The following is a 25,055-nucleotide window of genomic DNA, read 5'->3' as shown; positions in this document are numbered from 1 at the left end:
GGTTACGCCGCGACTATCCGTTCACGGCGAAAGCGGCTGGGCCGCAGGGTCGTTCAGGCGATCTTGCGGCTGCGGTGATTCGGACCGCCGCGGCTGCGCATCACCGCGCCGGACTGCACCAGCATGCTGTGCACCGACCCATAGGATTTTCCGGACGTGGCCACCAATGACCTGATACTGGCGCCGCTCTCGTAGGCGTTACGCAGCTGGGTCATCATCTGGTCGCGAGATGCCTTGGATTGCCTCATCGCCGGTCCCCTGACTCTCCCCCCGGCGGTATGCCGGGCTGACGGAAATCAGCGTAAGAACAGCGCTCGCTCGGCGCGGGCGATTCGGTGAATCAGGTCACGCCAATTCGATGAGATCGCGGTAGGTGTCCGACCAGAAGTCCTCGGTGGCGTCCGGCAGCAACAGCACCCGCTGCGGATTGAGCGCCTCGGCCGCGCCCGGATCGTGCGTCACGAGCACCACCGAACCCGCGTAACTGCGCAGCGCGTCGAGCACCTGCTCGCGCGACGCCGGGTCCAGGTTGTTGGTCGGCTCGTCGAGCAGCAGCACATTGGCGGTCGAGGCGACCAGGCCGGCCAGCGCCAACCGGGTCTTCTCACCGCCGGACAGCGTGCCGGCGGGCTGATCCAGCTGCGGGCCCGTGAACATGAACGCACCCAGCAGGCCACGCAGATCCTGTTCCCCGGTGTCGGGGGCGGCGTGCCGGATGTTCTCCCACACGGTCGCGGCGTTGTCGAGGGTGTCGTGCTCCTGCGCGAAGTAACCGATCTTGAGGCCGTAGCCCGGTTCGATGCCGCCGGCGTCGGCGGTCTCCACGCCCGCCAGCAGGCGCAACAGCGTCGTCTTACCGGCGCCGTTGAGGCCAAGGACGACGACCCGCGAACCCCGGTCGATCGCGAGGTCCACGCCGGTGAAGATCTCCAGCGAGCCGTACGTCTTGGTCAGGCCCTTGACGATCAGCGGGGTCTTGCCGCACGGCGCCGGCGTCGGGAACTTGATCTTGGCGACCTTGTCGGCCACCCGCTCAGCATCGAGTTCGGCGATCATGCGCTCGGCACGGCGCAGCATGTTCTGCGCGGCAACAGCTTTGGTGGCCTTGGCGCCCATCTTCGCGGCCTGCGCCCGCAGCGCACCCGCCTTCTTCTCAGCGTTCGCGCGCTCACGGCGGCGGCGCTGCTCGTCGGTGGCGCGGGCGTCGAGGTACTTCTGCCAGCCCATGTTGTAGACGTCGGCCTCGCCGCGCACGGCGTCGAGGAACCACACCCGGTTCACCACATCGGCGAGCAGTTCGACGTCGTGACTGATCACCACGAGACCGCCGGTATGGCTCTGCAGGAACGTGCGCAGCCAACCGATGGAGTCGGCGTCGAGGTGGTTGGTCGGCTCGTCCAGCAGCAGCGTGGTGTTGGAGCCGGAGCCCTCCGAGGCCGCGAACAGGATGCGGGCCAGTTCGATACGACGACGCTGACCACCCGACAGGGTCCGCAGCGGCTGCGTAAGCACCCGGTCCGGCAGGCCGAGGCTGGCGCAGATGCGGCCGGCGTCGCTCTCGGCGGCGTATCCACCGAGGGCCGAAAACCGTTCCTCCAGAACGCCGTACCGGCGCACCGCCTTGTCGCGGGCGGCCTCGTCGACCACCTCGGCCATGATGGCCTGCTGCTTCTCCAGGTCGGCCAGCAGCGTGTCCAGGCCGCGGGCCGAGAGCACTCGGTCGCGGGCCAGGACGTCCAGATCGCCTTCCTTCGGATCCTGCGGCAGGTAACCGGCCTCGCCGATGCGCTCGACCGTCCCGGCATACGGCTGGCCTTCACCGGCCAGGATGCGCAGCGTCGTGGTCTTGCCGGCACCGTTGCGGCCGACCAGACCGATCCGGTCGCCCGGCTGGATCCGCAGCGCGGAACCCTCGAAGGCCAGCAGCGTGCGCGCTCCGGCGCGGACCTCCAGGTCCGTTGCGGTGATCACGCAGCTGCCTCCTAGCTCATTTGTCGTCTGTGAAGACCGCGGGTCGTTTCTCGGCGCGCGCGGCAACCGCCTCTTCGAAGTTGGCGGTGAGCAGTCGGATGAAGAGCTGACCCAGGCCTTCGGCCTGCATATGGCTCTCCAGACTACCGGCGTCCAGTCCACTCCAGAGAGTCCGCTTGGTCAATTCAATTCCCGGGCGGGAGAACGAGCCGATGCGCTCGGCCATGTCGAAGCAGGTTTGCAGGAGCTGATCGTCGGCGACGGTCCGCGACACCAGACCGATCCGCTCGGCCTCGGCCGAGTCGATGTCCCGGCCGGTGAGCATCACCTCGAACGCCCGTGACGTGCCGATGGCCCGCGGCAGGAGATAGGACAGGCCCAATTCGCTGGCCGTCAGACCGTTGTTGATGCCGGCGGCCCGGAAGTAGGCGCCCTCGCCGGCGACGCGAATGTCGCACGCCAGGGCGAGGCACAGACCACCGCCGATCGCGGCCCCGTTGACCGCCGCGATCACCGGTTGATGCAGCTTGCGCAGGGCGAGGATGACGTCGTCGAGCACTTCCATGGAGCGCAGCGCGAACGTCGGCCGGGTCAGCCCCGCGACGTGTGGCACCGAGCCGGCCGACTTGTGGTCGGCACCCGAGGAGAACCCGCGCCCCGCGCCGGTCAGGACGACCGCGCGGACATCGTTGTCGTTGGTGATGTCATCGAGCGCCGCCTTGAGCGGAACCATGACGTCGAACGCCATCGAGTTCATCCGCTCGGGGCGGTTCAGGGTGACCAGGGCCACGCCAGGGCGCGGGCGGTCGACGAGTACCAGTGGGTTCTGTTCGGTCACGCCCTGCACGCTAGCGGGTGCGCAATGTCACACCCGCCGGCAGTGCTCGGCCGCGCTCAGACGTCGGTGCCGTCGCCCTTTTCGGCCATCGCGGCGTCGATGTCGAATTCCTTGATCTGGCTGATGACCTCGTCGAGCTGATTGGCCGCCAGCATGCCCGAGTGCCGGAACACCAGCTGGCCCTTCTTGAACGCCATCAGGGTCGGGATGGCCTGGATCTCGGCCGCGGAGGCCAGCGCCTGCTCGGCCTCGGTGTCGACCTTGGCGTGGAAGACGTCGGGGTGCTTCTCGGACGATGCGGTGAACGTCGGAGCGAACGCCCGGCACGGCCCGCACCATGACGCCCAGAAGTCCACCAGCACGATGTCGTTGTCGCTGATGATGCCGTTGAATTCGGCGGCGGTGATGTCCTTGGTGCTCACGCTTCTCCCAACATTGCGGTGTACCTGCTTGTTCCCAGTATCTGGTCAGCTCAATCGTGCCAGCGCACTGGCCGCGTCGTAGCCATTGAACCCGTCCAGGGTGCCGCTGCGCAGGCGGTTCACCCAACCGGGATCGGCCAGCAGCGCCCGCCCGATCGCGACCATGTCGAACTCGCCGGCGTCGAACTGCTCCACCAACTGGTCCACCGGTCCCGGCTCGATGACCTGGCCGGGCTTCTCGGACCGGAACGCGGTCTGCAGGCCCACCGAACCGACGGCGATGACGGGCGTCCCGGTGACCTTCTTGGTCCAGCCGGCCAGCGTCAGGGCCGGGTCGGCGTCGGGGAACGCCGGCACATAGTGGCGACGGGTCGAGGGATGCAGCGCATCGACACCGGCGTCGACCAACGGCGCCAGCAGTTCCTGCAGCTGCATCGGGTCGTCGACCAGCGTGGCGTTGTAGTCGGTGCCCTTCCACTGCGAGAAGCGGTAGATGATCGGGTAGTCCGGGCCGACCGCCGCACGCACCGCCGCGACGACCTCGGCCGGGAAGCGGGTGCGATTCTGCACCGAACCCCCGTATTCGTCGGTACGCAGATTCGTTCTCGTCCACAGGAATTGGTCGAGCAGGTAGCCGTGGGCGCCGTGCAGTTCGACGGCGTCGAAGCCGACCTCCTTGGCGTTGCGTGCCGCCTCGGCGTACCACTGCGCGACGGCGGGCAGCTCGTCGGCCGCCAGGGCACGGCCGATCTGCTCGCCCAGTCCGTTCACTCCCGACGGACTGACCGGCGCCACCCCGTCGCGGTCACCACGCTCGGCGCCCTGGTGCCACAATTGGGCGGCGATGGTCGCACCGTGGCGGTGCACCGCGCTGGTGACGTTGCGCCAGCCGTCGAGCGCCGCCGCGCCCACGAGCGTCGGGATGTCCGGCGAGCCGGCGGCCGACGGGTCACCCACCCGCACGCCTTCGGTGATGATCAGGCCGACGCCGCCGGCAGCCCGACGCGCGTAGTACTCCGCCACGTCGGGCCCCGGCACGCCTCCGGGCGACGCCTGCCTGGTCATGGGCGCCATCGCGAACCGGTTGGGTACGGTCAGGTTCCGCAGGGCCAGTGGGGCGAAGAGTCCAGATGCATCGACGGTCATGAGCCTATGCAACACCGTGGCGGCTCAACCGATTCCGCCGGTGCCCGGCTGCCGGTCAGTTGTCTGCTGTCATGCCGATGACGGCAGCTCGTGTGCGCGGCGTGCTTCGAACCGCCAGATCGCCTGGTGCAGCGCATCGGCGTGCCAGCCGGCCGCATCCGCGACGGCGGCGAGCAGGCCCGCGGTGTCGATCGGGCCGTCGCGACCGATTTCGCGCGCGACGTATCCCGCGACGCTCGGATCCGTGCCGGGCAGTTCCGCCAGCATCAGCAGGAAGCGCCAGGTGAAGCCCGAGCGCTGACCGGGTATCGCGCACCACGCCCGTTTGGCCTCCTTCGCCAGCTCGGGGTCCGCGGCGATCACCCGCAGGTCTTCGGTGGTGCTGATCCCCAGTGCGACAAAGGCTTGCGCGACCTCCGTCAGCGCCACCGAGCGCAGTGGTGCGTCTTTCCTGGTGGATGTCGGCCGCCGATTACCGATCTGGGCGGCCCACTGCTCCGAACCACCCAGTGCCTCGACGTTCGCGAGCAGTTCGGGTGCGCCGTCGGTGTCGGCGTCACCGCCTTGCCCGGCCCGGTAGCTGCGGTACCGCTCGACGATCTTGTCGACGGTGAGGTGCCGGGCGCCTGTGGCGTAGATGGCATCAATGATGCAGAGCGCCAGGGAATTCGGATAGCCGACGGGCGCCGGCCAGCCGGCCGGATCGTCGAGGTCACGTTCGCACGCGGCCCGCAGCCGTTCGATGTCAGCGTTCATGGTGTTTGCCTTCCGGTCGCAGCGGACCTGATTGGTCCTGTTGCGCTGGAAGCTAGAGAAGGCATCCGACAAGAAACGCCTGGCGCGGGTCCGGAACCCGGAGTTATCCACAGCCGCCGGTTTCCGAAATGTAGGGAATTCCCTTATATGCCCGGCGGTCTCGCCGCCTTAGCGTCGAGTTCATCAGCCGGCAGAGAGGGACCGACATGTTCGTATCCACCCGGCGCTGCGGCGGCGTCGCCATGGCGTTGATCGGCAGCATCGGCACCGCGGGCATCGCGCTGGCACCAGCTGCGGCGGCCGACGTGGTCGAGGAATACGTCCGGGGCTACTGTTCGCCGCCGAACGGTCAGGACTGCAACGCCAGGCCGTCGATCCACTTCGATGCCCACATCGCCGAGAAGGTGCTGGCATCGTTCACCAATGACGCCAACGGGTGCTCGGACATCGTCGTGCGCTTCTACCTCGATGGCCGCCAGATCGCCGCACCCGCGATCGCGCGACCCGGCAGCACAGTCACCGCCCCGCCGGCCTACACCAAGACAGCGGGCGGCCACGACTTGAGCGTCGGAGCCACCGGGGTGAAGGGCGGCTGCAACGTCGGCACGCTCGAAGCGTTCGGCGGCACCTTGTCTGCCAACGTGATCGAACTACGTCAGTAGCGGGAATCAGACGGTGAAGCCGAGCGCCCGCAGCTGCTCGCGGCCGTCGTCGGTGATCTTGTCCGGGCCCCACGGCGGGTTCCACACCCAGTTCAGCTTGAGGTCGCTGACGAGGCCGGCACCGACCAGGGCGGTCCGGGACTGGTCCTCGATCACGTCGGTCAGCGGACAGGCCGCCGATGTCAGCGTCATGTCCAGCTTCACCACGGTGCCTTCGTCGCCCTCTTCGAGCGTCATGCCGTAGACGAGCCCCAGGTCGACGACGTTGATGCCGAGCTCGGGGTCGACGACGTCGCGCATGGCCTCCTCGACGGCGTCGAGCAGTTCGGGATCGTCGACCACGTTTGCCGCGGTGGTGGCCTCGGGGGTGCCTTCAGTCATCGCTTGTCCTCCGCAGTTGTGCCGGCCGTTGCCAGCGCCGTGTCCGATGCACTCGCCAACGCGAGCGCCGTGTCTTTGGCGCTCGCCTCGGCGAGCGCGGCCTTGAATGCAGTCCAGCCCAGCAGCGCGCATTTCACCCGTGCCGGGTACTTGGCGACACCGGCGAACGCGATGCCGTCACCCACCACATCTTCGTCCCCCTCGACGTTGCCGCGGGAGGAAATCATCTCGGTGAACGCGCCGACGGTCTTGAGCGCCTCGTCGACGCTCTGGCCGATCACCTGGTCGGTGAGCACCGACGTCGACGCCTGGCTGATCGAGCAGCCCTGCCCGTCGTACGAGATGTCGGCGATGGTCTCGCCGTCGTCGGACAGCGTCACCCGCAACGTCACCTCGTCACCGCACGTCGGGTTGACGTGGTGCACCTGCGCGCCGAACGGTTCACGCAGCCCGCGGTGATGCGGGTGCTTGTAGTGGTCCAGGATCACTTCCTGGTACATCTGTTCCATTCTCATGAGAAGAACTCCACAGCGCGTTTGACGCCCGCGACCAATCGGTCCACTTCGTCGAGCGTGTTGTAGACCGCGAACGACGCGCGCGCCGTCGCGGCGATGCCGAACCGCCGGTGCAACGGCGCCGCGCAGTGATGCCCGACCCGGACCGCGATGCCTTCGTCGTCGAGGATCTGGCCGACATCGTGCGCATGCACGCCGTCCAACACGAAGCTCACGGGCGAGCCGCGGTGCTCGGTCGTGGTCGGCCCGATGATCCGCACCTGCGGAATCTGGGTCAGCCCGGCCAGCGTCGCGGCCACCAACTCGGCCTCGTGCGCCTCGACGGCAGCCATCCCGATGGCGTCGAGATACCGTGCGGCAGCGGCCAATCCGACAACCTGGGAGGTCATCGGGGTGCCGGCCTCGAAGCGCTGCGGCGCGGCCGCGTAGGTCGCCGACTCCATGGTGACGGTCTCGATCATGGACCCGCCGGTGAGGAACGGCGGCAGCGCGTTGAGCAGTGCCCGGCGTCCGTACAACACACCGATGCCGGTGGGGCCCAGCATCTTGTGGCCCGAGAACGCCGCGAAATCGACGTCGAGAGCGTGGAAGTCGATGGGCTGGTGCGGCACCGACTGGCAGGCGTCCAGCACGGTCAGCGCGCCGACAGCCTTGGCCCGACGCACGATCTCCGCGACCGGCGCGATGGCACCCGTGACGTTCGAATGATGGGTGAAAGCAACCACTTGCACCCGGTCGTCGAGCTGCAGCGAATCCAGGTCGATGCGGCCGTCGTCGGTCACGGAGTACCAGCGCAGTTCGGCACCGGTGCGGCGGGCCAGTTCCTGCCACGGGATCAGGTTTGCGTGATGCTCCAGCTCCGTGGTGACGATGACGTCGCCGGGACCGATGGCGCGGTCGAACCGGTTGTCCCCCACCGCATACGACACCAGGTTCAGCGCCTCGGTGGCGTTCTTGGTGAACACCAGCTCGTCGTCGTCGGCACCGACGAACGCCGCGATGTCGGCACGGCCCTGCTCGTAGGCGTCGGTCGACTCCTCCATCAGCTGGTGCGCACCACGGTGCACGGCGCCGTTGGACGTCGTCAGGAACTCCCGCTCGGCATCGAGAACCTGCAGCGGCTTCTGCGACGTGGCCCCGGAATCCAGGTACGCCAACTGATTCCCGCCGCGCATGACGCGGCCGAGAATCGGGAAGTCGGCCCTGATTCGCGTCAGGTCGAGATCAACTGACGCCGTCATCTCACGCCTCGGCAGCAGCCGCGGTGGTGTAGCGCTCGTAGCCGTTCTCTTCGAGCTCGTCGGCCAGCTCCGGACCACCGGAGGTGATGATGCGGCCGTCGAAGAAGACGTGCACGAACTGCGGACGGATGTAGCGCAGGATGCGGGTGTAGTGCGTGATCAGCAGGACGCCGCCGTGCTCGGCCTCGGCGTACCGGTTGACGCCCTCGGACACGACGCGCAGCGCGTCGACGTCGAGGCCCGAGTCGGTCTCGTCGAGGATGGCGATCTTCGGCTTCAGCAGACCCAGCTGCAGGATTTCGTGGCGCTTCTTCTCACCACCGGAGAAACCTTCGTTGACGCTGCGCTCGCCGAACGCCGGGTCGATGTCCAGCTCCGACATCGCGGTCTTGACCTCTTTGACCCAGTGGCGCAGCTTCGGTGCCTCGCCGCGGACCGCGGTCGCCGCGGTACGCAGGAAGTTCGACATCGAGACGCCGGGCACCTCGACGGGGTATTGCATGGCCAGGAAGAGGCCCGCGCGGGCGCGCTCGTCGACGCTCATCTCCAGCACGTCCTCGCCGTCCAGGGTGATGGAGCCGGAGGTGACGGTGTACTTGGGGTGGCCGGCGATGGCGTACGACAGCGTCGACTTGCCAGAACCGTTGGGGCCCATGACCGCGTGGGTCTCGCCCGACTTCACGGTCAGGTTGACGCCCTTGAGGATCGGGACGTCGGCGCCGTCGGGCGCGGTGACCGAGACGTGCAGGTCCTTGATTTCCAGTGTGGTCATGAGTTGTTGCGTCCTTCAGTCAGTTCAAGTTCGTGTTCGATGGCGGCGGTGAGGCGTTCGCGGACTTCCGGCACGGCGATCTTCTGGATGATCTCGCCGAAGAAGCCGCGGACAACCAGGCGGCGGGCCTGGTCCTCGGGGATGCCGCGGGCCTGCAGGTAGAACAGCTGCTCGTCGTCGAAACGTCCGGTGGCACTGGCGTGTCCGGCGCCGACGATCTCGCCGGTCTCGATCTCCAGGTTGGGCACCGAGTCGGCGCGGGCGCCGTCGGTGAGCACCAGGTTGCGGTTCACCTCGAAGGTGTCGGTACCGGTGGCGGCGGCGCGGATCAGCACGTCGCCGATCCACACGGTGTGGGCGTCGGCCTTCTTCGAATCCGGATCCCCTTGCAGCGCACCCTTGTACAGCACGTTGGAGCGGCAGTTGGGCACCGCGTGGTCGACCAGCAGGCGCGACTCGAAGTGCTGCCCCTCGTCGGCGAAGTACAGACCCAGCATCTCGGCGTCGCCGCCGGGACCCAGGTAGCGGGTCCGCGAGGTCAGCCGCACGACGTCGCCGCCGAGAGTGACCGCGACGTGCCGCAGCACGGCGTCCTTGCCCAGCGTGGCGTGGTGGGTGCTGATGTTCACCGCGTCGTCGGCCCAGTCGGCGATCGACACGACGGTCAACCGGGCCGCGTCACCGACGACGAATTCGATGTTGTCGGCGTAGGTTCCGCTGCCGCTCTGGTCGATGACCACGACGGCCTCGCCCAGCTCGGCGACCCGCAGCTGCAGATGGCCGTACGCGGTCTTGCCCTCACCCGGTCCGGCGATGGCGATCTCGATGGGCTCGGCGACCTGGACGTCGCGACCGACCGACACGATCGTGGCTTCGTCGAACGACGAATACGCCTGTGCGGCAACGCGGTCCGCGGGCACGCCGCCCTGACCGAGCCGCTCGTCGTCGCGGCCGACGGTCTCGACCGTGACGCCGTCACGCTCGGAAACCTCGACGCGCGCGGCGCCGGTGGCCTCGGCCGACCCGTCGTGCAGCCCGTGCAGACGCTTCAGCGGGGTGAACCGCCACAGCTCGTCACGGCCGCCGGGAACCTCGAAAGCGTTGACGTCGTAGGACGTGAACAGCTCACCCTTGTTGGCGACGATGCCTTCCGTCGCCTCAGTCAAATTACTCACTAACCGACAGCGCCTTCCATCTGCAGCTCGATCAGCCGGTTCAGCTCGAGCGCGTATTCCATTGGCAGTTCCTTGGCGATGGGCTCGACGAAGCCGCGCACCACCATCGCCATGGCCTCGTCCTCGGTCAGGCCGCGGCTCATCAGATAGAACATCTGATCCTCGCTGACCTTCGAGACCGTGGCCTCGTGACCCATCGTGACGTCGTCCTCACGAATGTCGACGTACGGGTAGGTGTCGGAGCGGCTCACGTTGTCGACAAGCAGCGCATCGCATTTCACGCTCGACTTGGAGCCGTGCGCGCCCTTGTTGACCTGGATCAGACCGCGGTACGACGACCGGCCACCACCGCGCGCCACCGACTTCGAGACGATGTTGCTCGACGTGTTCGGCGCCAGGTGCACCATCTTGGCACCGGTGTCCTGGTGCTGGCCTTCGCCCGCGAACGCCACCGAGAGCACCTCACCCTTGGCGTGCTCGCCGGTCATCCAGACCGCCGGGTACTTCATGGTGACCTTGGAACCGATGTTGCCGTCGATCCACTCCATGGTCGCGCCGGCCTCGGCGCGGGCCCGCTTGGTGACCAGGTTGTAGACGTTGTTCGACCAGTTCTGGATGGTCGTGTACCGAACGCGCGCACCGGGTTTCACCACGATCTCGACGACGGCCGAGTGCAGTGAGTCCGACTTGTAGATCGGCGCGGTACAACCCTCCACGTAGTGCACGTAGGAGCCCTCGTCGGCGATGATCAGCGTCCGCTCGAACTGGCCCATGTTCTCGGTGTTGATCCGGAAGTAGGCCTGCAGCGGGATGTCGACGTGCACGCCCGGCGGCACGTAGATGAACGAGCCGCCCGACCACACCGCGGAGTTCAGCGCGGAAAACTTGTTGTCACCGGACGGGATCACGGTGCCGAAGTACTGCTTGAACAGCTCCGGGTGCTCGCGCAGGCCCGAGTCGGTGTCCAGGAAGATGACGCCCAGCGCCTCGAGGTCCTCGCGGATCTGGTGGTACACGACCTCGGACTCGTACTGCGCGGCGACACCGGCGACCAGGCGCTGCTTCTCGGCCTCCGGGATACCCAGGCGGTCGTAGGTGTTCTTGATGTCCTCGGGCAGTTCCTCCCAGGACGTGGCCTGCTTCTCGGTGGACCGCACGAAGTACTTGATGTTGTCGAAGTCGATGCCCTCGAGGTCGCTGCCCCACCGCGGCATGGGCTTCTTGTCGAAGATGCGCAGCGCCTTGAGCCGGAAGTCGAGCATCCACTCGGGTTCGTTCTTCTTCGACGAGATGTCGCGCACGACAGCCTCGTTCAACCCACGGGTCGCCGCGGCTCCTGCGACATCGCTGTCAGCCCAGCCGTAGCCGTACGTGCCCAGGGAGGCAATGGTCTCCTCCTGGGTCAACTGTTCCGGGGTGGTCGTCATTGCGACACTCCTTCTTCTTGGGTCGCGGGGTGGATCGAGTGGACTGCGTGCTCGGGGATGACGGGAACGTGCGTCGTACAGGCGCAATCCCCGTTGACGATGGTGGCCAGGCGCTGCACGTGCGTACCGAGCACCTCGGCGAACGCTTCGCGCTCGGCGTCGCACAGCTCGGGGAACTCTTCGGCGACGTGCGAGACCGGACAGTGGTGCTGGCAGATCTGCACCCCGCCGATGGGGCCCGTCACCGGCGTCGTCGTGGTGGCGTAGCCGGCCTTCGTCAGCGCCGTTGCCACCTGATCCGCGGTATCGGTGATGTCGTCGGTGGCGGTGACGCCGGACAGGATCGAGTCGATGCGACGACGCGCGAACGTCCGGATGGCGTCGTCACCGCCGATCTCGCGCAGCTGACGCATGGCGGCCGCGGCGAGGTCGTCGTAGGTGTGGCCGAGCTTGGCGCGCCCGGCGGCGGTGAGGCGGTAGCGCTTGGCGGGGCGGCCACGGCCGTTGTGCTGCCACGCGGCGGCGGCACTGGATTCGGCGTCGCCGGCCTCGATGAGCGCGTCGAGATGACGCCGCACGCCGGCCGCGGAGATGCCGAGCTGCTCGCCGATCTGGCTCGCGGTCACGGCGCCTTCCAGCAGCAACTGCACGATCGCCGAGCGGGTGTGACCATCAGAAACAGCCGTTGCCGACGCCACCGCGGTCGCGGTGCCGACAGCTTCGGGAGCTCCGGACGGCAATTTCACAACACCATTGTGACGGAATTCAGAAACCGAATCTAGGAAGGTAACCCTTATCACCGAGTTGGCGGGGGCCAAACAGGCCTACGGCTAATCTGCTCTGATGCCCGACCGCCTTCAGCACCTGAGCACGGCCGTCGCGCACTGGCATGCCGACGAGCCGTCCGTCGGCTCCCCGCTCAACGCGTCCGAGATCGCCTCCCTGCGCCGGACCCGCCGGTTCGGGGCAACCGGAACGGTACTGATGGCCATCGGCGCGCTCGGCGCCGGCGCCCGGCCCGTCGTGCAGGACCCGACGTTCGGGGTGCGCCTGCTGAACCTGCCGTCCCGCATCCAGACCGTCTCGCTGACCATGACCACGACCGGCGCCGTCATGATGGCGCTGGCCTGGCTGATGCTGGGCCGCTACACGCTGGGCAAACGCCGCATGTCGCGCAGTCAGCTGGACCAGACGCTGCTGCTCTGGGCGCTGCCGCTGCTGATCGCGCCGCCGATGTACAGCAAGGACGTCTACTCATATCTGGCGCAGAGCCAGATCGCGAGCATCGGGCTGGACCCCTACCGCGTCGGCCCGGCGACCGGTCTCGGGCTCGGCCACGTCTTCACCCTGACGGTGCCCAGCCTGTGGCGGGAAACGCCGGCGCCCTACGGACCGCTGTTCCTGTGGATCGGGCGCGGTATCTCGGAGCTCACCGGCGACAACATCGTCGCCGGCGTGCTCTCGCACCGGCTGGTCGTGCTGCTCGGGGTCGCGGCCACGGTGTGGGCAACGCCACGGCTGGCGCGCCGCTGCGGTGTCGCCGAAGTCAGCGCACTCTGGCTGGGACCGTGTAATCCCCTGCTCTTCATGCACCTCATCGCGGGCATCCACAACGAAGCGCCGATGCTCGGACTGATGCTCGCCGGCACCGAATTCGCCATGCGCGGCATCGATTCCGCCCACCCCTTCCTCCCGCGGCCCTTGGGCTGGCCACGGCACCGTGCCGACTGGGCCGCGTGGTATCCGCTGGCGATGCTGCTCACCGGCACGGTGCTCATCGCCATGTCGTCGCAGATCAAGCTGCCGTCGCTGCTCGCTCTGGGTTTCGTGGCGATGGCCCTCGCGCGCCGGCTGGGCGGGACGGTCAAGGCCTTCTTCCAGGCCTGTGTGCCGCTGGGCACCGTCGCACTCGCAGTCATGGCGCTCATCGGCTGGGCCAGCGGCCTGGGCTTCGGCTGGCTGTTCACGCTCGGCACCGCCAACGTGGTGCGGTCGTGGATGTCGCCGCCGACACTGGTCGCGCTCGGTACCGGACAGGTCGGCATCCTGCTGGGCCTGGGCGATCACACGACCGCGGTCCTCGGGCTGACCCGTGGGATCGGCGTCTTCGTCATCGGCGTGCTGGTGAGCTGGCTGTTGCTGTCGGTGCTGCGGGGGCGGCTCCACCCACTGGGCGGCCTCGGCGTCGCCATGGGCGCGACGGTGCTGCTGTTCCCCGTCGTGCAGCCCTGGTACCTGCTGTGGGCGATCATCCCGCTGGCCTGCTGGGCCACCCGGCCGGGCTTCCGCGGCACGACCATCGTGGTGACGTTCGTCGTCGGCGTCTTCGGCCCGACGGCCAACGGCGACCGGTTCGCGCTCTTCCAGATCCTCGACGCCACCCTGGCCAGTACCGTCATCGTGCTGCTGCTGATCGCCGCGACGCGGGGTCGCCTACCCTGGCGCGGATTGCCGGAATCCGACAACGGTGACGCCCCTGGTAGCGCCGCTGCCAGGTCCGACGCTTACGCTGAATCCCCGTGAGTTCCGGTGAGACGCCCGTATTGCTGCGCGGCGTCAGCAAGCGCTACGGCGATATCCAGGCCGTGAACAATCTGGATCTGGAGGTGCAGCGCGCCGAGGTGCTGGCCCTGCTCGGACCCAACGGGGCCGGTAAGACCACCACCGTCGAGATGTGCGAGGGCTTCAACAAACCCGACTCGGGCAGCATCTCGATCCTGGGCCTGGACCCGACGGCCGACAACGCCAAGCTGCGCGCCCGCATCGGTGTGATGCTGCAGGGCGGCGGCGGCTACCCGGCCGCGAAGGCCGGCGAGATGCTGAACCTCGTCGCGGCATATTCGGCCAATCCGCTCGACCCGCAGTGGCTGATGGACACCCTCGGCCTGACCGAAGCCGCGCGCACCACCTACCGCCGGCTGTCCGGCGGGCAGCAGCAGCGCCTGGCGCTGGCGTGCGCCATCGTCGGACGCCCTGAGCTGGTATTCCTCGACGAGCCCACCGCCGGTATGGACGCCCACGCCCGAATCGTGGTGTGGGAGTTGATCGAAGGCCTGCGCCGCGACGGCGTCACCGTCGTGCTCACCACACATCAGCTCACCGAGGCCGAGGAACTGGCCGACCGCATCGTGATCATCGACCACGGCGCCGCGGTCGCCGCCGGTACACCCGCCGACCTGATGCGGGGCGGCGCCGAGAACCAGTTGCGTTTCTCGGCCCCGCCCAAACTGGACCTGTCGCTGTTGATCTCCGCGCTGCCGGAGGACTACCGCGCCACCGAAGCCGCCGCCGGCGAGTACCTGGTGGAAGGCCACATCGACCCGCAGGTGCTGGCCACCGTCACCGCGTGGGCCGCGCGCCTGAACGTACTGGCCACCGACATGCGCGTCGAGCAGCGCAGCCTCGAGGACGTCTTCCTCGATCTGACCGGACGGGAGCTGCGGTCGTGAGCACCGAGACGAATCGGTTCGCCCCGGGGACGTTCACCCCCGACCCACGGCCGGCGGGCGTCCCGGCGATGCTGGCGGCGCAGTACGGCCTGGAGCTCAAGCTGCTGCTGCGCAACGGCGAGCAACTGCTGCTGACGATGTTCATCCCGATCACGCTGCTGGTCGGCCTCACGCTGCTGCCCATCGGCTCGCTGGGCGACCACCGGCCGGGGACATTCACCCCGCCGATCATGGCGCTGGCGGTGATCTCGACGGCGTTCACCGGGCAGGCCATCGCCGTCGCCTTCGACCGGCGCTACGGCGCGCTCAAGCGCCTCGGCGCCACCGCGCTGCCGGTGTGGGGCATCATCGCCGGCAAATCGCTGGCGGTCGTCACCACGGTGTTCCTGCAGTCAATCCTGTTGGGCGGCATCGGTATTGCGCTGGGCTGGCGGCCGAGCCCGCTGAGCCTGCTGCTCGGCGCGCTGGTCATCGCGCTCGGCACCGCGTCGTTCGCGGCACTTGGTCTGCTGCTCGGCGGGACACTGAAGGCCGAGATCGTGCTGGCCCTGGCGAACCTGCTGTGGTTCATCCTGGCCGGCCTCGGCGCCCTGACCATCGAGCACCGCGTCGTGCCCGAGGCGCTGCGCTGGGTGGCCCGGCTGACGCCGTCGGGTGCGCTCACCGAATCACTGACCCAGGCGATGACGCTGTCGGTCGACTGGTTCGGCATTGCGGTGCTGGCCGCGTGGGGCGTGCTCGCCGGACTGGCCGCGCTGCGCTGGTTCCGGTTCAGCTGACCGCTGTTCAGACCACCGCGGCCAACTCCGGCAGCAGGAATTCCAGCTGACCGACCTCTTCGATGTTGTGCTTCACCCAGGCACGCACCATGTCGTCGGGGAACCGCCGGAGCAGCAGCCGGTTGACCGGCGCCATGAGCGCCGACCGCGCACCGACGTCGAGAACGCTGACATAGTGCGCCCCTTCGGTGCCCGCTGACCAGGTGTGTTCAAGGCTGAACACGATGACGCCGGCCACCCGCTGTACCAACCGGATGCCGGTCTCGTCGAGCTTTTCCACCGTGTCCACCACGTCGACGCGGTACTCCGGCCGGCCGCCGAACGCCTCGACGATGCGAAACCGGGCACCTTCGGCCGCGCCACCAGTTCTGGCCGGGCGGGCCAGTTCCCACCGGATGTGGTCGACGGGATGCCACGCCAGGTACCGGTCGATGATCTGGTCGCCGTAGCGCATGGTGCCGCCGAGGTGCGTGAACCAATCGAGGAGCATCGGCGGCGTCACCCCAGGTAGCGGCCGATGTTCGATGGTCACCCGCCGCCGGCCGTGGGGTGCGCCGAAGTAGCGGACGGTCGCGGTGTCGACGGACCGCAGCGGATACAGGATCGGTCGGCTCATAGCTCCTCCAAGATACGGTTCCGTTTCTTGATCACTACGCTAAACTGGCCAGTTAAGATACGCAAGCGTTTCTTCGAGGAGGTCTGATGCGACGACGCGGCGACGAGCTCGATGCGGCGATCCGCGCCGCGGTCATGACACTGCTCACCGAGCAGGGACCGGCCGGCGTGACGATGGAGGCTGTCGCCACCGCGGCCCGGACCAGCAAGCCCGTGCTGTACCGGCGCTGGCCCGACGGCGCCGCACTGCTGCGAGACACCTTGCTGCGCAACGCAAAAGCTGCGATACCGCACACCGACACCGGCAGCTACCGCGGTGACATGCTGGCGGTACTGCGCGGCTGGGCCGCGGTGTTCACCGGACCTCAGGCCGCCACCATGCGCGCGGTGGTCGCGGCCATGACACGGGACGACGAACTCGCCGCCGCGTTCCGGGCCGACGTGATTGGCTGGCGCAAGGAAGAGATGGCCGATCTCCTGGCGCGCGGAGTCGCCCGCGGCGACGTCCGGGCCGACGTACCCGTGGAGATCGCCCGCGAACTCGGCCAGAGCGTCCTGTGGCACCGACTCCTGATCACCGGCGACCCCATCACCGACGACCTCGTCGTCGACCTCGTCGATCAGGTGCTGGTGCCGTTCGTCGCCCCTACTACGCCACGTAGTTAACGCTGATCTACCATCAGCCTGTGCTCGACAAGCTGCCCATCCCCTCGCTTCGGGTCCAGCGGCTCATCGCGTTCCTGGTCATCCTGACCCAGGGCGGCATCGCCGTCACCGGGGCCATCGTCCGCGTGACGGCATCCGGACTGGGCTGCCCGACCTGGCCACAGTGCTTCCCCGGCAGCTTCGTGCCGGTGCCCCACGCCGAGGTACCCGTCGTGCACCAGGCGGTCGAGTTCACCAATCGGATGTTCACGTTCGGTGTGGTGTTGACCGCCGCGCTGGCGGTGCTGGCCGTCATCCGCGCCGGCCGCCGCCGCGAGGTCAAGTTCTACGCCTGGCTGATGCCCGCATCGACGGTGGTGCAGGCAATCATCGGCGGCATCACGGTCCGTACCGGGCTGCTGTGGTGGACCGTCGCCGTCCACCTCCTGGTGTCCATGGTGATGGTCTGGCTGGCGGTGCTGCTCTACGTCAAGATCGGCGAACCCGATTCGGGCACCGACCAACTCGTCGTACCGCGGCCGCTGCGCTGGTTCACGGCCCTGACCGCCGTCACGTTGTCCGCGGTGTTGGTGACCGGCACGCTGGTGACCGGCGCCGGACCCCATGCCGGCGACAAGAGCGCCCTTCAACCGGTCAAGCGCCTGCAGGTCGAGATCACCGATCTGGCGCACCTTCACTCGTCGCTGCTGGTGGCCTACCTGAGCTTCGTCATCGGGCTGGGCTTCGCCCTGCTGGCGGTGCGCGCCCCCAAACCCGTCCTGCTGCGGCTGGCGGTCCTGGCCGGGCTGGTGCTCGCGCAGGGCGCGGTCGGCGCGGTCCAGTTCTACACCGGCGTACCCGCGGTTCTCGTCGCCATCCACGTCGCGGGCGCCGGCGCCTGCACCGCGGCTACTGCGGCGCTATGGGCGTCGATGCGGTCGCGTTGCGCCCCAAGCTCCGCTAATCAGTGAGATTCGCGGGGTCGAATTCCACACTGAAGGGCTCGGCAAGGTGTGCCGGTTCCCCGGGCGCAATCGTGCCCTTCATGACGTACTGACCGTCGGTGAGCGCGCGAACTTCGACCGTTCCGTCGCCCTCAATCCGCCAGTAGTTTGGGATTCCCGCTTCGGCGTACTTGATGACCTTCAGACTCCGGTCGACGAGTTCAGTTGAGCGCGAAGCAATCTCGACCACCAGTGCAACGTCGGACGACTCGCGCCATTCGACTCCGCGGGCGGCATCAGGCTTGAGGACAACCAGATCTGGGATGAAATTTCCACCCGGGACGCGGACACCGACTTCGTACAGCACCCGCCAGCCGACCGGAGCCGCACTCCGCAGGATGAAGTACAAATTGCCACCTATCCCCTGGTGACTGTCCAACGGCGGCGGCGTCACGAGCAGGCTCCCATCGACGATCTCGTAGCGGTGCCCGTCCGCAGGTAGATCGTTGAGATCGGATTCGGACCAGTAGTCGGGGAACTTCAGAATCGGCTGCGCCATGGCACCCCCTTTCGATCGCGACGGTAAACCTGACCACTGACAACTTTAGGCGTAGCCCCGACTTGCAGGCGCTAGCACTGGCAACTCCGGACAGTAGGCAACGACAGTGCATCACCGGTGTGCCCCGATTCAGAACAGTGGGCTAGGCCGATACAGCTTCCAGCGCCTGTCGGTACTTGCGTTCAAGGCGTTCACGAGTCGCCGAATCCAAGCCAGCTAGACGGACAGGGTCAGAGTTGTCGGCGATGTCGGCGAGCTTTACACGGCGTGCCAGGTCATTACCGCGGACCCGTCGGTAGTAGTCGGCTGGGGCTTCGCCTACGCGGCGGGTGATCGCATCGACAGCTGCGACGATGTGCGGCGCGAATTCGTCGCCTAGATCGGACAGTTCGATGCTGGTGTCCTCGACGACGTCGTGCAGCCATGCCACTGTCTCAGCGTCGTGGTCGTCGGACACTTGTGCGGCGACACGGGACACGTGCCCGATGTACGGCTGCCCGGCCTTGTCAGATTGGTGGGAGTGTTCGCGGTGAGCGATCGCTTTCGCCGCTTCGAGTGCGGTCATGCGGATGCGGTTCGCAGCTACGCGTCGCCTCAGCGCGTCGCACACCTGCATTGCCTCAGCCTCGGAAACAGGCTGTGCATCACCGGCCTGCCGAGGAAGGTCCGCGGCGATCCAGCCTCTGATCGGGTTGAACGTCTCGATCCACGGGGCGACAGGGCCATCACCCAATCGCCACACCGCGTAATCACCGTCAGCCAAGTACTTGTAGGCCATCGTGCCTCCGTTCTCCAAGGGGTGGGGAGGAACATCGCAGGCAGTCCTCGTGGGTGCAGTCCGGTCGGATGCTGCGGCCCTCCAGTCTCGCTCGCTTCACACAGTCGCGGGTGTACCGGGCATACCCATCAAACCACGCTGCGAGTTCTTCGGACGCGTAGTTACGGACCTGCAGCTCCGTCATTCGCAGAACTCTTCCGAGGATTCGAATGCCCGGGGGTGACAGTTCCGTCCGCGGGTTCGGCGTCGCAGATCGCGGCGGTGCCGGCGGCGGTCGTCGTCGCAGTGTAGGTGTCGAACCCGGGACGGGCGGGTCGACGTTCTGGCAATGAGTGCTCGCGGTTGGCCAAAGCCTTCTCACGAATGACATCCCCCAGCGTGTCCCACGCGCACTGTTGTGCACCGAGGGCGATGAGCGGTCCGAGCCGAATCGTCTTCTGTGTCACTGCTTTTTGATTGAGGATGCTCGTCGCCAGGACATGGAACGCCCATTGTGTGACATCGAGCGGATTGATGTCGTCGCGCTTCGTGCCGTTGAGCAAGCAGAAGACATACACGTCGGCGCTTCGCTCCGCGTTAGCGGCATAGGTGTTGGTACGGGCGTCCCACCACTTCGCGGGGCCGATGTTGAACGAGATCATCGAAGACAGGTCTTGATCTTGATGCCACGATTGGACGTAGGCAGCCGATTTCACCTCCACGCCAATACCGTCGACTTCGAGGTCGTGCTTATCCCATTCGACACGCGTGATTTTCTTGGTGTCGATGCCGAGCGCTCTCGCAACGATGTACTCGGCCAGGACGCCGCGGGTCGTGTTTGCCAGCAGGTCGTGGTAAGCCCACGCGTAAAATTCCTGTTTGTCCAGGTGCGTCATCGTCGCCCTTTCAGTGCATGATCCGTTCCCTTGCCCAGCACCGTCGTCACCTTGTGCCGGTCGATGTCATCCAGGGTCAGCACTGCCTCGGGTCGAGTGATTCGCTTCAAATCGTCGGCTGACGGCTCCGGCACCAACAGCGCTGTTTCGCGCGCCTCATAAATGTCGATGTTCGTGTGTACCCACCGAACCTCGGTGAGCTGGTGGTCGACGCTGACGAACCAGTTGGCGATGAAAACCTGCAGACGCGGGATCAATGTCCACACCTTGCGCCGGGCCAACGCCGAGCCATTCGGCCGAGTGAACGCCAGCCACGCGAGCGCACCACTGTCGGCGTCGGTGAGCTTCCAGAACGCGCGGCCGTTGGGAGCGATGATGTTCGGCCCGTTGGCGGCAAGTCTGTGCCCAATGTGGGAGGCCAGGCCTCGGTAGTCCGGAATGCCGCGGTCATGGTCGTCACGCGGCTCGTCATACGGCACAGACCACATCTAAATGAATACCGCATGGTGCTACAGCGATGACACGCTAACCTAGATGATTGTAGATATGATATCTACAATCATCGTCATGAAGTCGATCACCGTCGCCGAGCTGCGGCAGAACCCGACCGCGGCGCTCGAAGACGTTGCCGCCGGCGAAACCTACGTGGTCACTCGGCACCGGCACCCCGTCGCCCGCCTGGTTCCGGTGGATTCGGAGTCGTCGGGAATCATTCCGCCGCGCAATCCGGCCGCTCCGCGTCTCGCCGAGCGACATCTGCCCCGAAAGTCCGCCAAGCAGATCGACGCGCTCCTTGCCGAAATGGCATCGGATCGTTGACGCGCTACTACCTCGACACGTCCGTCGCCGTCTACGCGATCGAAGGTCACCGACGTGCGGTGGCTTGGTTCGACGCGGCCACCGAACAGCACGAGGTGGTGTCGTCGCGCATCCTGCAAACCGAGCTCACGCGAGTCCTGCGTCGGCAGCAGCGCCCAGTGCTCGAGCGTGACTACCTGTTGGACAAGATCGCCACCGCGCCGCTGAGTGAGTCCGTCCTCACGACAGCCGAATCGATCACTGAGCACGTCAAGACCCTCGATGCGATTCACCTGGCCACCGCCCTGAGCCTGGGCAGTGGCACGGTCATGGTCAGTCATGACGCCGGCGTGCTGCGGGTGGCTGCTGCCCTGGGACTGCGCACAGTCGATCCCGTCGCCGAGACGTAACTACGGCGACAGCGGACCGAGCCCCAGCCGCTCCAGAGCCGACTCGACACCGAGAGCGAATTGCCGTTGCGCCAGAGCACGTTCGGGCTCGGCCAGCTGTCGCCAACCCAGCCCCGGTTCGACGAGTTCGAGTTCCAGTAGCTGCGAATCCCGGCGGTCCCCGATGACGTCCACCCGGGCGTACAGGAACTCCGTCGGCTCGATGCCGAGATGCGCTGCCGCCGCAGCCAGCGTGGCGTAACCGACATCCCACAGTTCGAAGTCCGGGTCGGCCGGCTGCAGCTGCTCCTCGGCGTACGTGCCGGATTCGTGCATCTCCAGACTGCCGCCGGCGGGCGGCAACATCGGCCCCTTGACGAAGGCGTGCGACTGCTTGCCGGCCAGGAACACCAGCGCGGTCTCCCCCGCCTCGATGCGCTCGTCGTAGGGCTGGATGAGCGCCGTGCGGCCATCGGCCTGCAACGCAGCAGCGTGCGCAGCGGCCGCATGCGCATCCGTGAAACGTTGCGCGCCAACCGAACCCGCACCCACCGCGGGCTTGACCACGACCTCACCGCGGGGCACCGACACCGACTCCCCCGGCGCGAAGAAACCACTGGGGACGGTCGGCACCCCGGCCGCAGCCAGATCGGCCAGATACCGCTTGTCGGAGTTCCACGCCACCACGGCAGGCGCGTTCAGCAGATTGCGCACCTGCTTGGTCCACGCCAGAAACTCGTCGTGCCGCTCGGTGTAGTCCCACGTGGCCCGCAGGATCACCAGATCGGCCCGCAGCGTGGCCGGGTCGTCCCACGCCAGCCAGTGGGCGTGCAGACCGCGGTCTCGCAGCGCGCCGACCAGACCGTCGTCGTCCCCGTCGCCTTCGACGAGGGCCTCACACCCTGCCAAGACGACACGGGGATGCCGGATGTCGGGCCTCGCGAGCTTCACGTTGGAATGATAGGTGCCATGCACGCCATCGAAGTCGCCGAACTCGGCGGTCCGGAAGTCCTGTCCCTCGTCGAACGTCCCGAGCCCACCCCGGGGCCGGGTGAGGTCCTGATCAAGGCCGAGGCCATCGGCGTCAACTTCATCGACACGTATTTCCGCTCCGGGCTGTACCAGCGTGAGGTCCCCTACATCCCGGGCGACGAGGTCTGCGGCACCATCACCGCGGTCGGTGACGACGTGGCAGCGCTGGCTGTCGGCGACCGGGTCGTCACGGCCGCCGCGCACGGGACCTACTCCGAATACTGCGTCGCACCAGCCGATTACGTGGCGTACGTGCCCGAGGGCGTGGAGCCCGACGTCGCCGCCGCGTCTCTGCTCAAGGGTATGACGGCGCACTACCTCATCAAGTCGACCTATCCGGTGCAGCAGGGCGACACCGTGCTGCTGCACGCCGGCGCCGGCGGCGTCGGACTGATCCTGACGCAGTGGGCCACCAGCATGGCGGTGCGCGTCATCACCACCGTCTCCAACAACGACAAGGCCGAGTTGTCCCGGCAGGCGGGCGCCGTCGAGGTGCTGGACTATCCCGACGATCCCGCCGAGTTCGGTGCCAAGATCCGCGAGCTCACCGGAGGCGAGGGCGTCGCCGCCGTGTACGACGGGGTCGGCGCCGCCACGTTCGACGCCAGCCTGGCCAGCCTCGCGGTGCGCGGCACCCTGGCCTTGTTCGGCGCCTCCAGCGGGCCGGTGCCGCCGTTCGATCTGCAACAACTCAACCGCGGGGGCTCGCTTTTCGTCACCCGGCCGAGCCTGACGCACTACACCCGCACCGCCGACGAGTTCTCTTGGCGGGCAGGTGAACTGCTACAGGCCATCGCCGACGGCACCATCAACGTGACGGTGAGTCAGCGCTACCCCCTGGCTGACGCCGCCCGCGCACACGCCGACCTGCAGTCCCGCCTGACCGTCGGCTCGGTGGTGCTGGTGCCTTAAACCGGCTCCGCCGCCGGGAACGTCCAACTGCCGTCGAGAATCTCGGGGCGGGGCCGGTACAGCCGCACGGTGTAGTTCCAGCCCGGGGTGATCGGCAGCAGATTGTCGGCTCCCGTGCCACCGAACTGGATAGTCGTCGAACCGTCGGGGTCTTTGGTCGCGGTGATGTTGTTCAGCGAGTAGGCGTTCTGCTCATTGGCGGTGAAGTAGCCGTCCTTGTTGTAGACCGTCACCGACCAGAAGCCGTCCACCGGAACGTCTTTGACGGTGAGCCGGTGCACAGTGGTGCCGTCGTTCTGCGACGGCACCACGGTCAGGTAGAACGCGTCGCGCTCCGGATTGCCGCCCCAGGCGTTCGCCGACCCGATCAGGTGCCGCACGGGATCCGTCTCAGCGGCGGTGCCGAACATGTTCTTGGTGTCGGGCAGCGTGGTGGCAAGGGTGACCAGCGCGTCGCGCACGGTCTTCTGGCTGACAGCATCCCAGTCCGGCGCCGAGAAGTATCCTGGCGCATACTGCGTCACCGTGACGGCGTCCTGCAGCACGTGCACGGCCGCCAGGTCCGCGGCGTCGTTGGGATCGACCAGCGTCCGGATCGCGGCCATGACGTAGCGCGTCCCCACCTGGTCGCGGCTCAGGGTCACCGTCGCCGGCGCGTAGGCGACCTCGGTGGTGTAGTGGTCCTCGCTGATGACCTGGAGCGACATGAACCGGCCCGCGCTGTCCGGCAGAGTGACAGTGACGGCCCGGCGTCGAGGTCGAACACCGCGGCCGAGTAGAGGGTGTCGCGGTTCTGCCGGATGACGATCTGGCGGTCGATCGCGCTCAGTTCGCGGTTGTGGAAGAAGGCGCCGAAGCCGTTGTCGCGGACGATGCCGCCGAAGTACAGATCCGATTCGGCGCGGGCGAAGTTGTCAGGGCTCACCAGTTGGGGCATGACCCCAAGCTAGCGGCCGGCGCGGCTCAGTGGCCGAAGACCATCGGCAGCGCGAGGGCCGAGTCGACCGCCAGTGCGCAGAACACCACAGCCAGGTAATTGTTCGACTGCAGGAACAAGCGCAGCGGCTTCACCGGCTCGCCGCGCTTCACGCCGGAGTACAGCTGGTGCGCCATCACCAGGAACCACACGCCGGCGACGAGCGCCACGGCCGCGTACAGCCAGCCGGTGGCCAGCGCCAGCGCCAGCGTCGTCACAACGGTCGCCCAGGTGTAGATGAGGATCTGCTTGGTGACCTCGCGCTCGGTGGCAACCACAGGCAGCATCGGAACCCCGGCCGCCTCGTAGTCCTCCTTGTAGCGCATGGCCAGCGCCCAGGTGTGCGGCGGCGTCCAGAAGAAGATGATCAGGAACATCACCAGCGCCGGCCACTGAATGGTGCCGGTCACCGCCGACCAGCCGATCATCACCGGCATGCAGCCGGCAGCGCCGCCCCACACCACGTTCTGGGAGGTGCGGCGCTTCAGCAGCAGCGTGTAGACGAAGACGTAGAAGGCGATGGTCGCCAGCGCCAGAAGGCCGGAGAGCAGGTTCGAGGAACGCCACAGCCACAGGAACGACGTGACGGTCAGCACCAGGCCGAAGATCAGCGCGTTCCGGGTGGGGACCGTCGCCCGGGCCAGCGGCCGGCGGGCGGTGCGCTTCATCACCTTGTCGATATCGGCGTCGGCGACACAGTTCAGGGTGTTGGCACCGGCCGCGGCGAGCAAGCCGCCGACCAGGGTGTTCAGGATCAGCAGCGGTTTGATCGGGCCCTGGCTGGCCACCACGTCGAAGCGGTGGGCAAGCAGCATCGCCGGAATGGTGGTCACCAGCAGCAGCTCGATGACGCGCGGCTTGGTGAGGGCGATGTAGGCCAGCAACGTGTCCCGAACCCGGTTCGGGGACTTGGTGACGGACTCGTCAGACGCCGCAGCTCCGGGACCGAAACCGTGCGCCCCGTGGACAGAACGGCGCTCGCGAATGCTCACGCAGAT

General features: G+C 67.3%; 29 protein-coding genes and 1 pseudogene. 9 read left to right on the top strand and 21 right to left on the bottom strand.

All coding sequences use genetic code 11. The features are described from left to right. Positions 1-53: 53 nt before the first annotated feature. The 6 genes from ACJH6I_RS02500 to ACJH6I_RS02475 form a co-directional block, all read right to left on the bottom strand. Positions 54-248: a helix-turn-helix domain-containing protein gene (locus tag ACJH6I_RS02500; protein ID WP_029105025.1), complete on the bottom strand. Its 195-nt coding sequence runs from the start codon at positions 246-248 to the stop codon at positions 54-56. 97 nt (positions 249-345) lie between these two features. Next, on the bottom strand, positions 346-1,971 hold the full coding sequence (locus ACJH6I_RS02495) for an ABC-F family ATP-binding cassette domain-containing protein (protein ID WP_406783668.1): 1,626 nt from the start codon (positions 1,969-1,971) through the stop codon (positions 346-348). A 16-nt stretch (positions 1,972-1,987) separates the two neighbouring features. Beyond that, positions 1,988-2,818 carry an enoyl-CoA hydratase gene (locus ACJH6I_RS02490; protein WP_061000878.1) on the bottom strand — a complete coding sequence of 277 codons (831 nt, stop codon included), beginning with the start codon at positions 2,816-2,818 and terminating at the stop codon, positions 1,988-1,990. Between the two features lie 47 nt (positions 2,819-2,865). After that, on the bottom strand, positions 2,866-3,231 hold the full coding sequence (gene trxA / locus ACJH6I_RS02485; RefSeq protein ID WP_061000880.1) for a thioredoxin: 366 nt from the start codon (positions 3,229-3,231) through the stop codon (positions 2,866-2,868). A gap of 45 nt (positions 3,232-3,276) precedes the next feature. After that, positions 3,277-4,377 carry an NADH:flavin oxidoreductase gene (locus tag ACJH6I_RS02480; protein ID WP_135355951.1) on the bottom strand — a complete coding sequence of 367 codons (1,101 nt, stop codon included), beginning with the start codon at positions 4,375-4,377 and terminating at the stop codon, positions 3,277-3,279. Positions 4,378-4,446: 69 nt separating this feature from the next. Beyond that, entirely contained in the window at positions 4,447-5,133 is a 687-nt protein-coding gene (locus ACJH6I_RS02475; RefSeq protein ID WP_064858080.1) for a hypothetical protein, read from the bottom strand. Positions 5,134-5,339: 206 nt separating this feature from the next. On the opposite strand from ACJH6I_RS02475, the gene ACJH6I_RS02470 reads away from it, so the two are divergent. Continuing rightward, positions 5,340-5,795: a hypothetical protein gene (locus tag ACJH6I_RS02470; RefSeq protein ID WP_064858081.1), complete on the top strand. Its 456-nt coding sequence runs from the start codon at positions 5,340-5,342 to the stop codon at positions 5,793-5,795. A 6-nt stretch (positions 5,796-5,801) separates the two neighbouring features. Here the strand turns inward: ACJH6I_RS02470 and ACJH6I_RS02465 are convergent, their stop codons facing one another. The 7 genes from ACJH6I_RS02465 to ACJH6I_RS02435 are packed head-to-tail and all read right to left on the bottom strand — an operon-like array spanning position 5,802 to position 12,046. Continuing rightward, positions 5,802-6,176 carry a metal-sulfur cluster assembly factor gene (locus ACJH6I_RS02465; RefSeq protein WP_061000889.1) on the bottom strand — a complete coding sequence of 125 codons (375 nt, stop codon included), beginning with the start codon at positions 6,174-6,176 and terminating at the stop codon, positions 5,802-5,804. After that, a complete protein-coding gene (gene sufU / locus ACJH6I_RS02460; protein WP_082934583.1) occupies positions 6,173-6,691 on the bottom strand; it encodes a Fe-S cluster assembly sulfur transfer protein SufU in 519 nt (172 codons plus the stop codon). The genes ACJH6I_RS02465 and sufU overlap by 4 nt, the downstream gene beginning before the upstream one ends. Continuing rightward, the gene (locus tag ACJH6I_RS02455; protein ID WP_061000893.1) at positions 6,688-7,932 is read right to left on the bottom strand and encodes a cysteine desulfurase; all 1,245 of its coding nucleotides are present in this window, start codon (positions 7,930-7,932) and stop codon (positions 6,688-6,690) included. The genes sufU and ACJH6I_RS02455 overlap by 4 nt, the downstream gene beginning before the upstream one ends. 1 nt (position 7,933) lies before the next feature. Next, positions 7,934-8,704: a Fe-S cluster assembly ATPase SufC gene (sufC, locus tag ACJH6I_RS02450; RefSeq protein WP_061000896.1), complete on the bottom strand. Its 771-nt coding sequence runs from the start codon at positions 8,702-8,704 to the stop codon at positions 7,934-7,936. After that, positions 8,701-9,879: a Fe-S cluster assembly protein SufD gene (sufD, locus tag ACJH6I_RS02445; RefSeq protein ID WP_061000898.1), complete on the bottom strand. Its 1,179-nt coding sequence runs from the start codon at positions 9,877-9,879 to the stop codon at positions 8,701-8,703. The genes sufC and sufD overlap by 4 nt, the downstream gene beginning before the upstream one ends. Then, positions 9,879-11,306 carry a Fe-S cluster assembly protein SufB gene (sufB, locus tag ACJH6I_RS02440; protein WP_061000900.1) on the bottom strand — a complete coding sequence of 476 codons (1,428 nt, stop codon included), beginning with the start codon at positions 11,304-11,306 and terminating at the stop codon, positions 9,879-9,881. The genes sufD and sufB overlap by 1 nt, the downstream gene beginning before the upstream one ends. Beyond that, on the bottom strand, positions 11,303-12,046 hold the full coding sequence (locus ACJH6I_RS02435) for a metalloregulator ArsR/SmtB family transcription factor (RefSeq protein ID WP_110767058.1): 744 nt from the start codon (positions 12,044-12,046) through the stop codon (positions 11,303-11,305). The genes sufB and ACJH6I_RS02435 overlap by 4 nt, the downstream gene beginning before the upstream one ends. A gap of 103 nt (positions 12,047-12,149) precedes the next feature. Here ACJH6I_RS02435 and mptB point away from each other — a divergent pair, with 103 nt between their 5' ends. The 3 genes from mptB to ACJH6I_RS02420 are packed head-to-tail and all read left to right on the top strand — an operon-like array spanning position 12,150 to position 15,534. Beyond that, positions 12,150-13,829, top strand: a complete 1,680-nt coding sequence (mptB, locus tag ACJH6I_RS02430) for a polyprenol phosphomannose-dependent alpha 1,6 mannosyltransferase MptB (protein WP_267325414.1) — start codon at positions 12,150-12,152, stop codon at positions 13,827-13,829. Next, the gene (locus ACJH6I_RS02425) at positions 13,826-14,755 is read left to right on the top strand and encodes an ABC transporter ATP-binding protein (RefSeq protein ID WP_267325415.1); all 930 of its coding nucleotides are present in this window, start codon (positions 13,826-13,828) and stop codon (positions 14,753-14,755) included. The genes mptB and ACJH6I_RS02425 overlap by 4 nt, the downstream gene beginning before the upstream one ends. Next, complete coding sequence (locus ACJH6I_RS02420) at positions 14,752-15,534, top strand: ABC transporter permease (RefSeq protein ID WP_406783667.1); 783 nt, start codon at positions 14,752-14,754, stop codon at positions 15,532-15,534. Before ACJH6I_RS02425 ends, ACJH6I_RS02420 begins: the two co-directional genes overlap by 4 nt. 7 nt (positions 15,535-15,541) lie before the next feature. Here ACJH6I_RS02420 and ACJH6I_RS02415 read toward each other — a convergent pair whose 3' ends face one another. Continuing rightward, the gene (locus tag ACJH6I_RS02415; RefSeq protein ID WP_064858086.1) at positions 15,542-16,150 is read right to left on the bottom strand and encodes a hypothetical protein; all 609 of its coding nucleotides are present in this window, start codon (positions 16,148-16,150) and stop codon (positions 15,542-15,544) included. Between the two features lie 83 nt (positions 16,151-16,233). On the opposite strand from ACJH6I_RS02415, the gene ACJH6I_RS02410 reads away from it, so the two are divergent. Together ACJH6I_RS02410 and ACJH6I_RS02405 are read left to right on the top strand one after the other, a co-directional pair. Further along, on the top strand, positions 16,234-16,815 hold the full coding sequence (locus tag ACJH6I_RS02410; RefSeq protein ID WP_064858087.1) for a TetR/AcrR family transcriptional regulator: 582 nt from the start codon (positions 16,234-16,236) through the stop codon (positions 16,813-16,815). Between the two features lie 20 nt (positions 16,816-16,835). After that, positions 16,836-17,765: a heme A synthase gene (locus ACJH6I_RS02405; RefSeq protein ID WP_209840990.1), complete on the top strand. Its 930-nt coding sequence runs from the start codon at positions 16,836-16,838 to the stop codon at positions 17,763-17,765. On the opposite strand, the gene ACJH6I_RS02400 is transcribed toward ACJH6I_RS02405, so the two are convergent. From ACJH6I_RS02400 to ACJH6I_RS02385, 4 genes are all read right to left on the bottom strand, one after another. Further along, positions 17,755-18,297: a Uma2 family endonuclease gene (locus ACJH6I_RS02400; protein WP_064858089.1), complete on the bottom strand. Its 543-nt coding sequence runs from the start codon at positions 18,295-18,297 to the stop codon at positions 17,755-17,757. The genes ACJH6I_RS02405 and ACJH6I_RS02400 overlap by 11 nt on opposite strands. Before the next feature lie 142 nt (positions 18,298-18,439). Continuing rightward, positions 18,440-19,075, bottom strand: a complete 636-nt coding sequence (locus ACJH6I_RS02395) for a hypothetical protein (RefSeq protein WP_234789582.1) — start codon at positions 19,073-19,075, stop codon at positions 18,440-18,442. A gap of 161 nt (positions 19,076-19,236) precedes the next feature. Next, on the bottom strand, positions 19,237-19,950 hold the full coding sequence (locus ACJH6I_RS02390; protein WP_064858090.1) for a hypothetical protein: 714 nt from the start codon (positions 19,948-19,950) through the stop codon (positions 19,237-19,239). Beyond that, entirely contained in the window at positions 19,947-20,438 is a 492-nt protein-coding gene (locus ACJH6I_RS02385; RefSeq protein WP_064858091.1) for a hypothetical protein, read from the bottom strand. The genes ACJH6I_RS02390 and ACJH6I_RS02385 overlap by 4 nt, the downstream gene beginning before the upstream one ends. A gap of 79 nt (positions 20,439-20,517) precedes the next feature. Between ACJH6I_RS02385 and ACJH6I_RS02380 the strand changes: the two genes are divergently transcribed. Both ACJH6I_RS02380 and ACJH6I_RS02375 read left to right on the top strand, forming a co-directional pair. Continuing rightward, complete coding sequence (locus ACJH6I_RS02380) at positions 20,518-20,769, top strand: type II toxin-antitoxin system Phd/YefM family antitoxin (RefSeq protein ID WP_064858092.1); 252 nt, start codon at positions 20,518-20,520, stop codon at positions 20,767-20,769. Beyond that, positions 20,766-21,158, top strand: a complete 393-nt coding sequence (locus ACJH6I_RS02375) for a type II toxin-antitoxin system VapC family toxin (RefSeq protein ID WP_064858093.1) — start codon at positions 20,766-20,768, stop codon at positions 21,156-21,158. Before ACJH6I_RS02380 ends, ACJH6I_RS02375 begins: the two co-directional genes overlap by 4 nt. Here ACJH6I_RS02375 and ACJH6I_RS02370 read toward each other — a convergent pair whose 3' ends face one another. Further along, on the bottom strand, positions 21,159-22,088 hold the full coding sequence (locus ACJH6I_RS02370; RefSeq protein ID WP_135355946.1) for a RimK family alpha-L-glutamate ligase: 930 nt from the start codon (positions 22,086-22,088) through the stop codon (positions 21,159-21,161). It lies immediately after the preceding gene. Positions 22,089-22,106: 18 nt separating this feature from the next. Between ACJH6I_RS02370 and ACJH6I_RS02365 the strand changes: the two genes are divergently transcribed. After that, the gene (locus ACJH6I_RS02365; protein ID WP_406783666.1) at positions 22,107-23,081 is read left to right on the top strand and encodes a quinone oxidoreductase family protein; all 975 of its coding nucleotides are present in this window, start codon (positions 22,107-22,109) and stop codon (positions 23,079-23,081) included. Here the strand turns inward: ACJH6I_RS02365 and ACJH6I_RS02360 are convergent. After that, positions 23,078-24,006: pseudogene (locus tag ACJH6I_RS02360) on the bottom strand (DUF1214 domain-containing protein). The gene ACJH6I_RS02365 and the pseudogene ACJH6I_RS02360 sit on opposite strands and share 4 nt — an antisense overlap. A 38-nt stretch (positions 24,007-24,044) precedes the next feature. Further along, complete coding sequence (locus ACJH6I_RS02355; RefSeq protein ID WP_406783665.1) at positions 24,045-25,049, bottom strand: heme o synthase; 1,005 nt, start codon at positions 25,047-25,049, stop codon at positions 24,045-24,047. Between the last annotated feature and the right edge of the window lie 6 nt (positions 25,050-25,055).

This window comes from Mycobacterium sp. SMC-13, assembly GCF_045311035.1.
GTDB lineage: Bacteria > Actinomycetota > Actinomycetes > Mycobacteriales > Mycobacteriaceae > Mycobacterium.
This window is presented reverse-complemented; position numbering and strand designations above follow the sequence as displayed.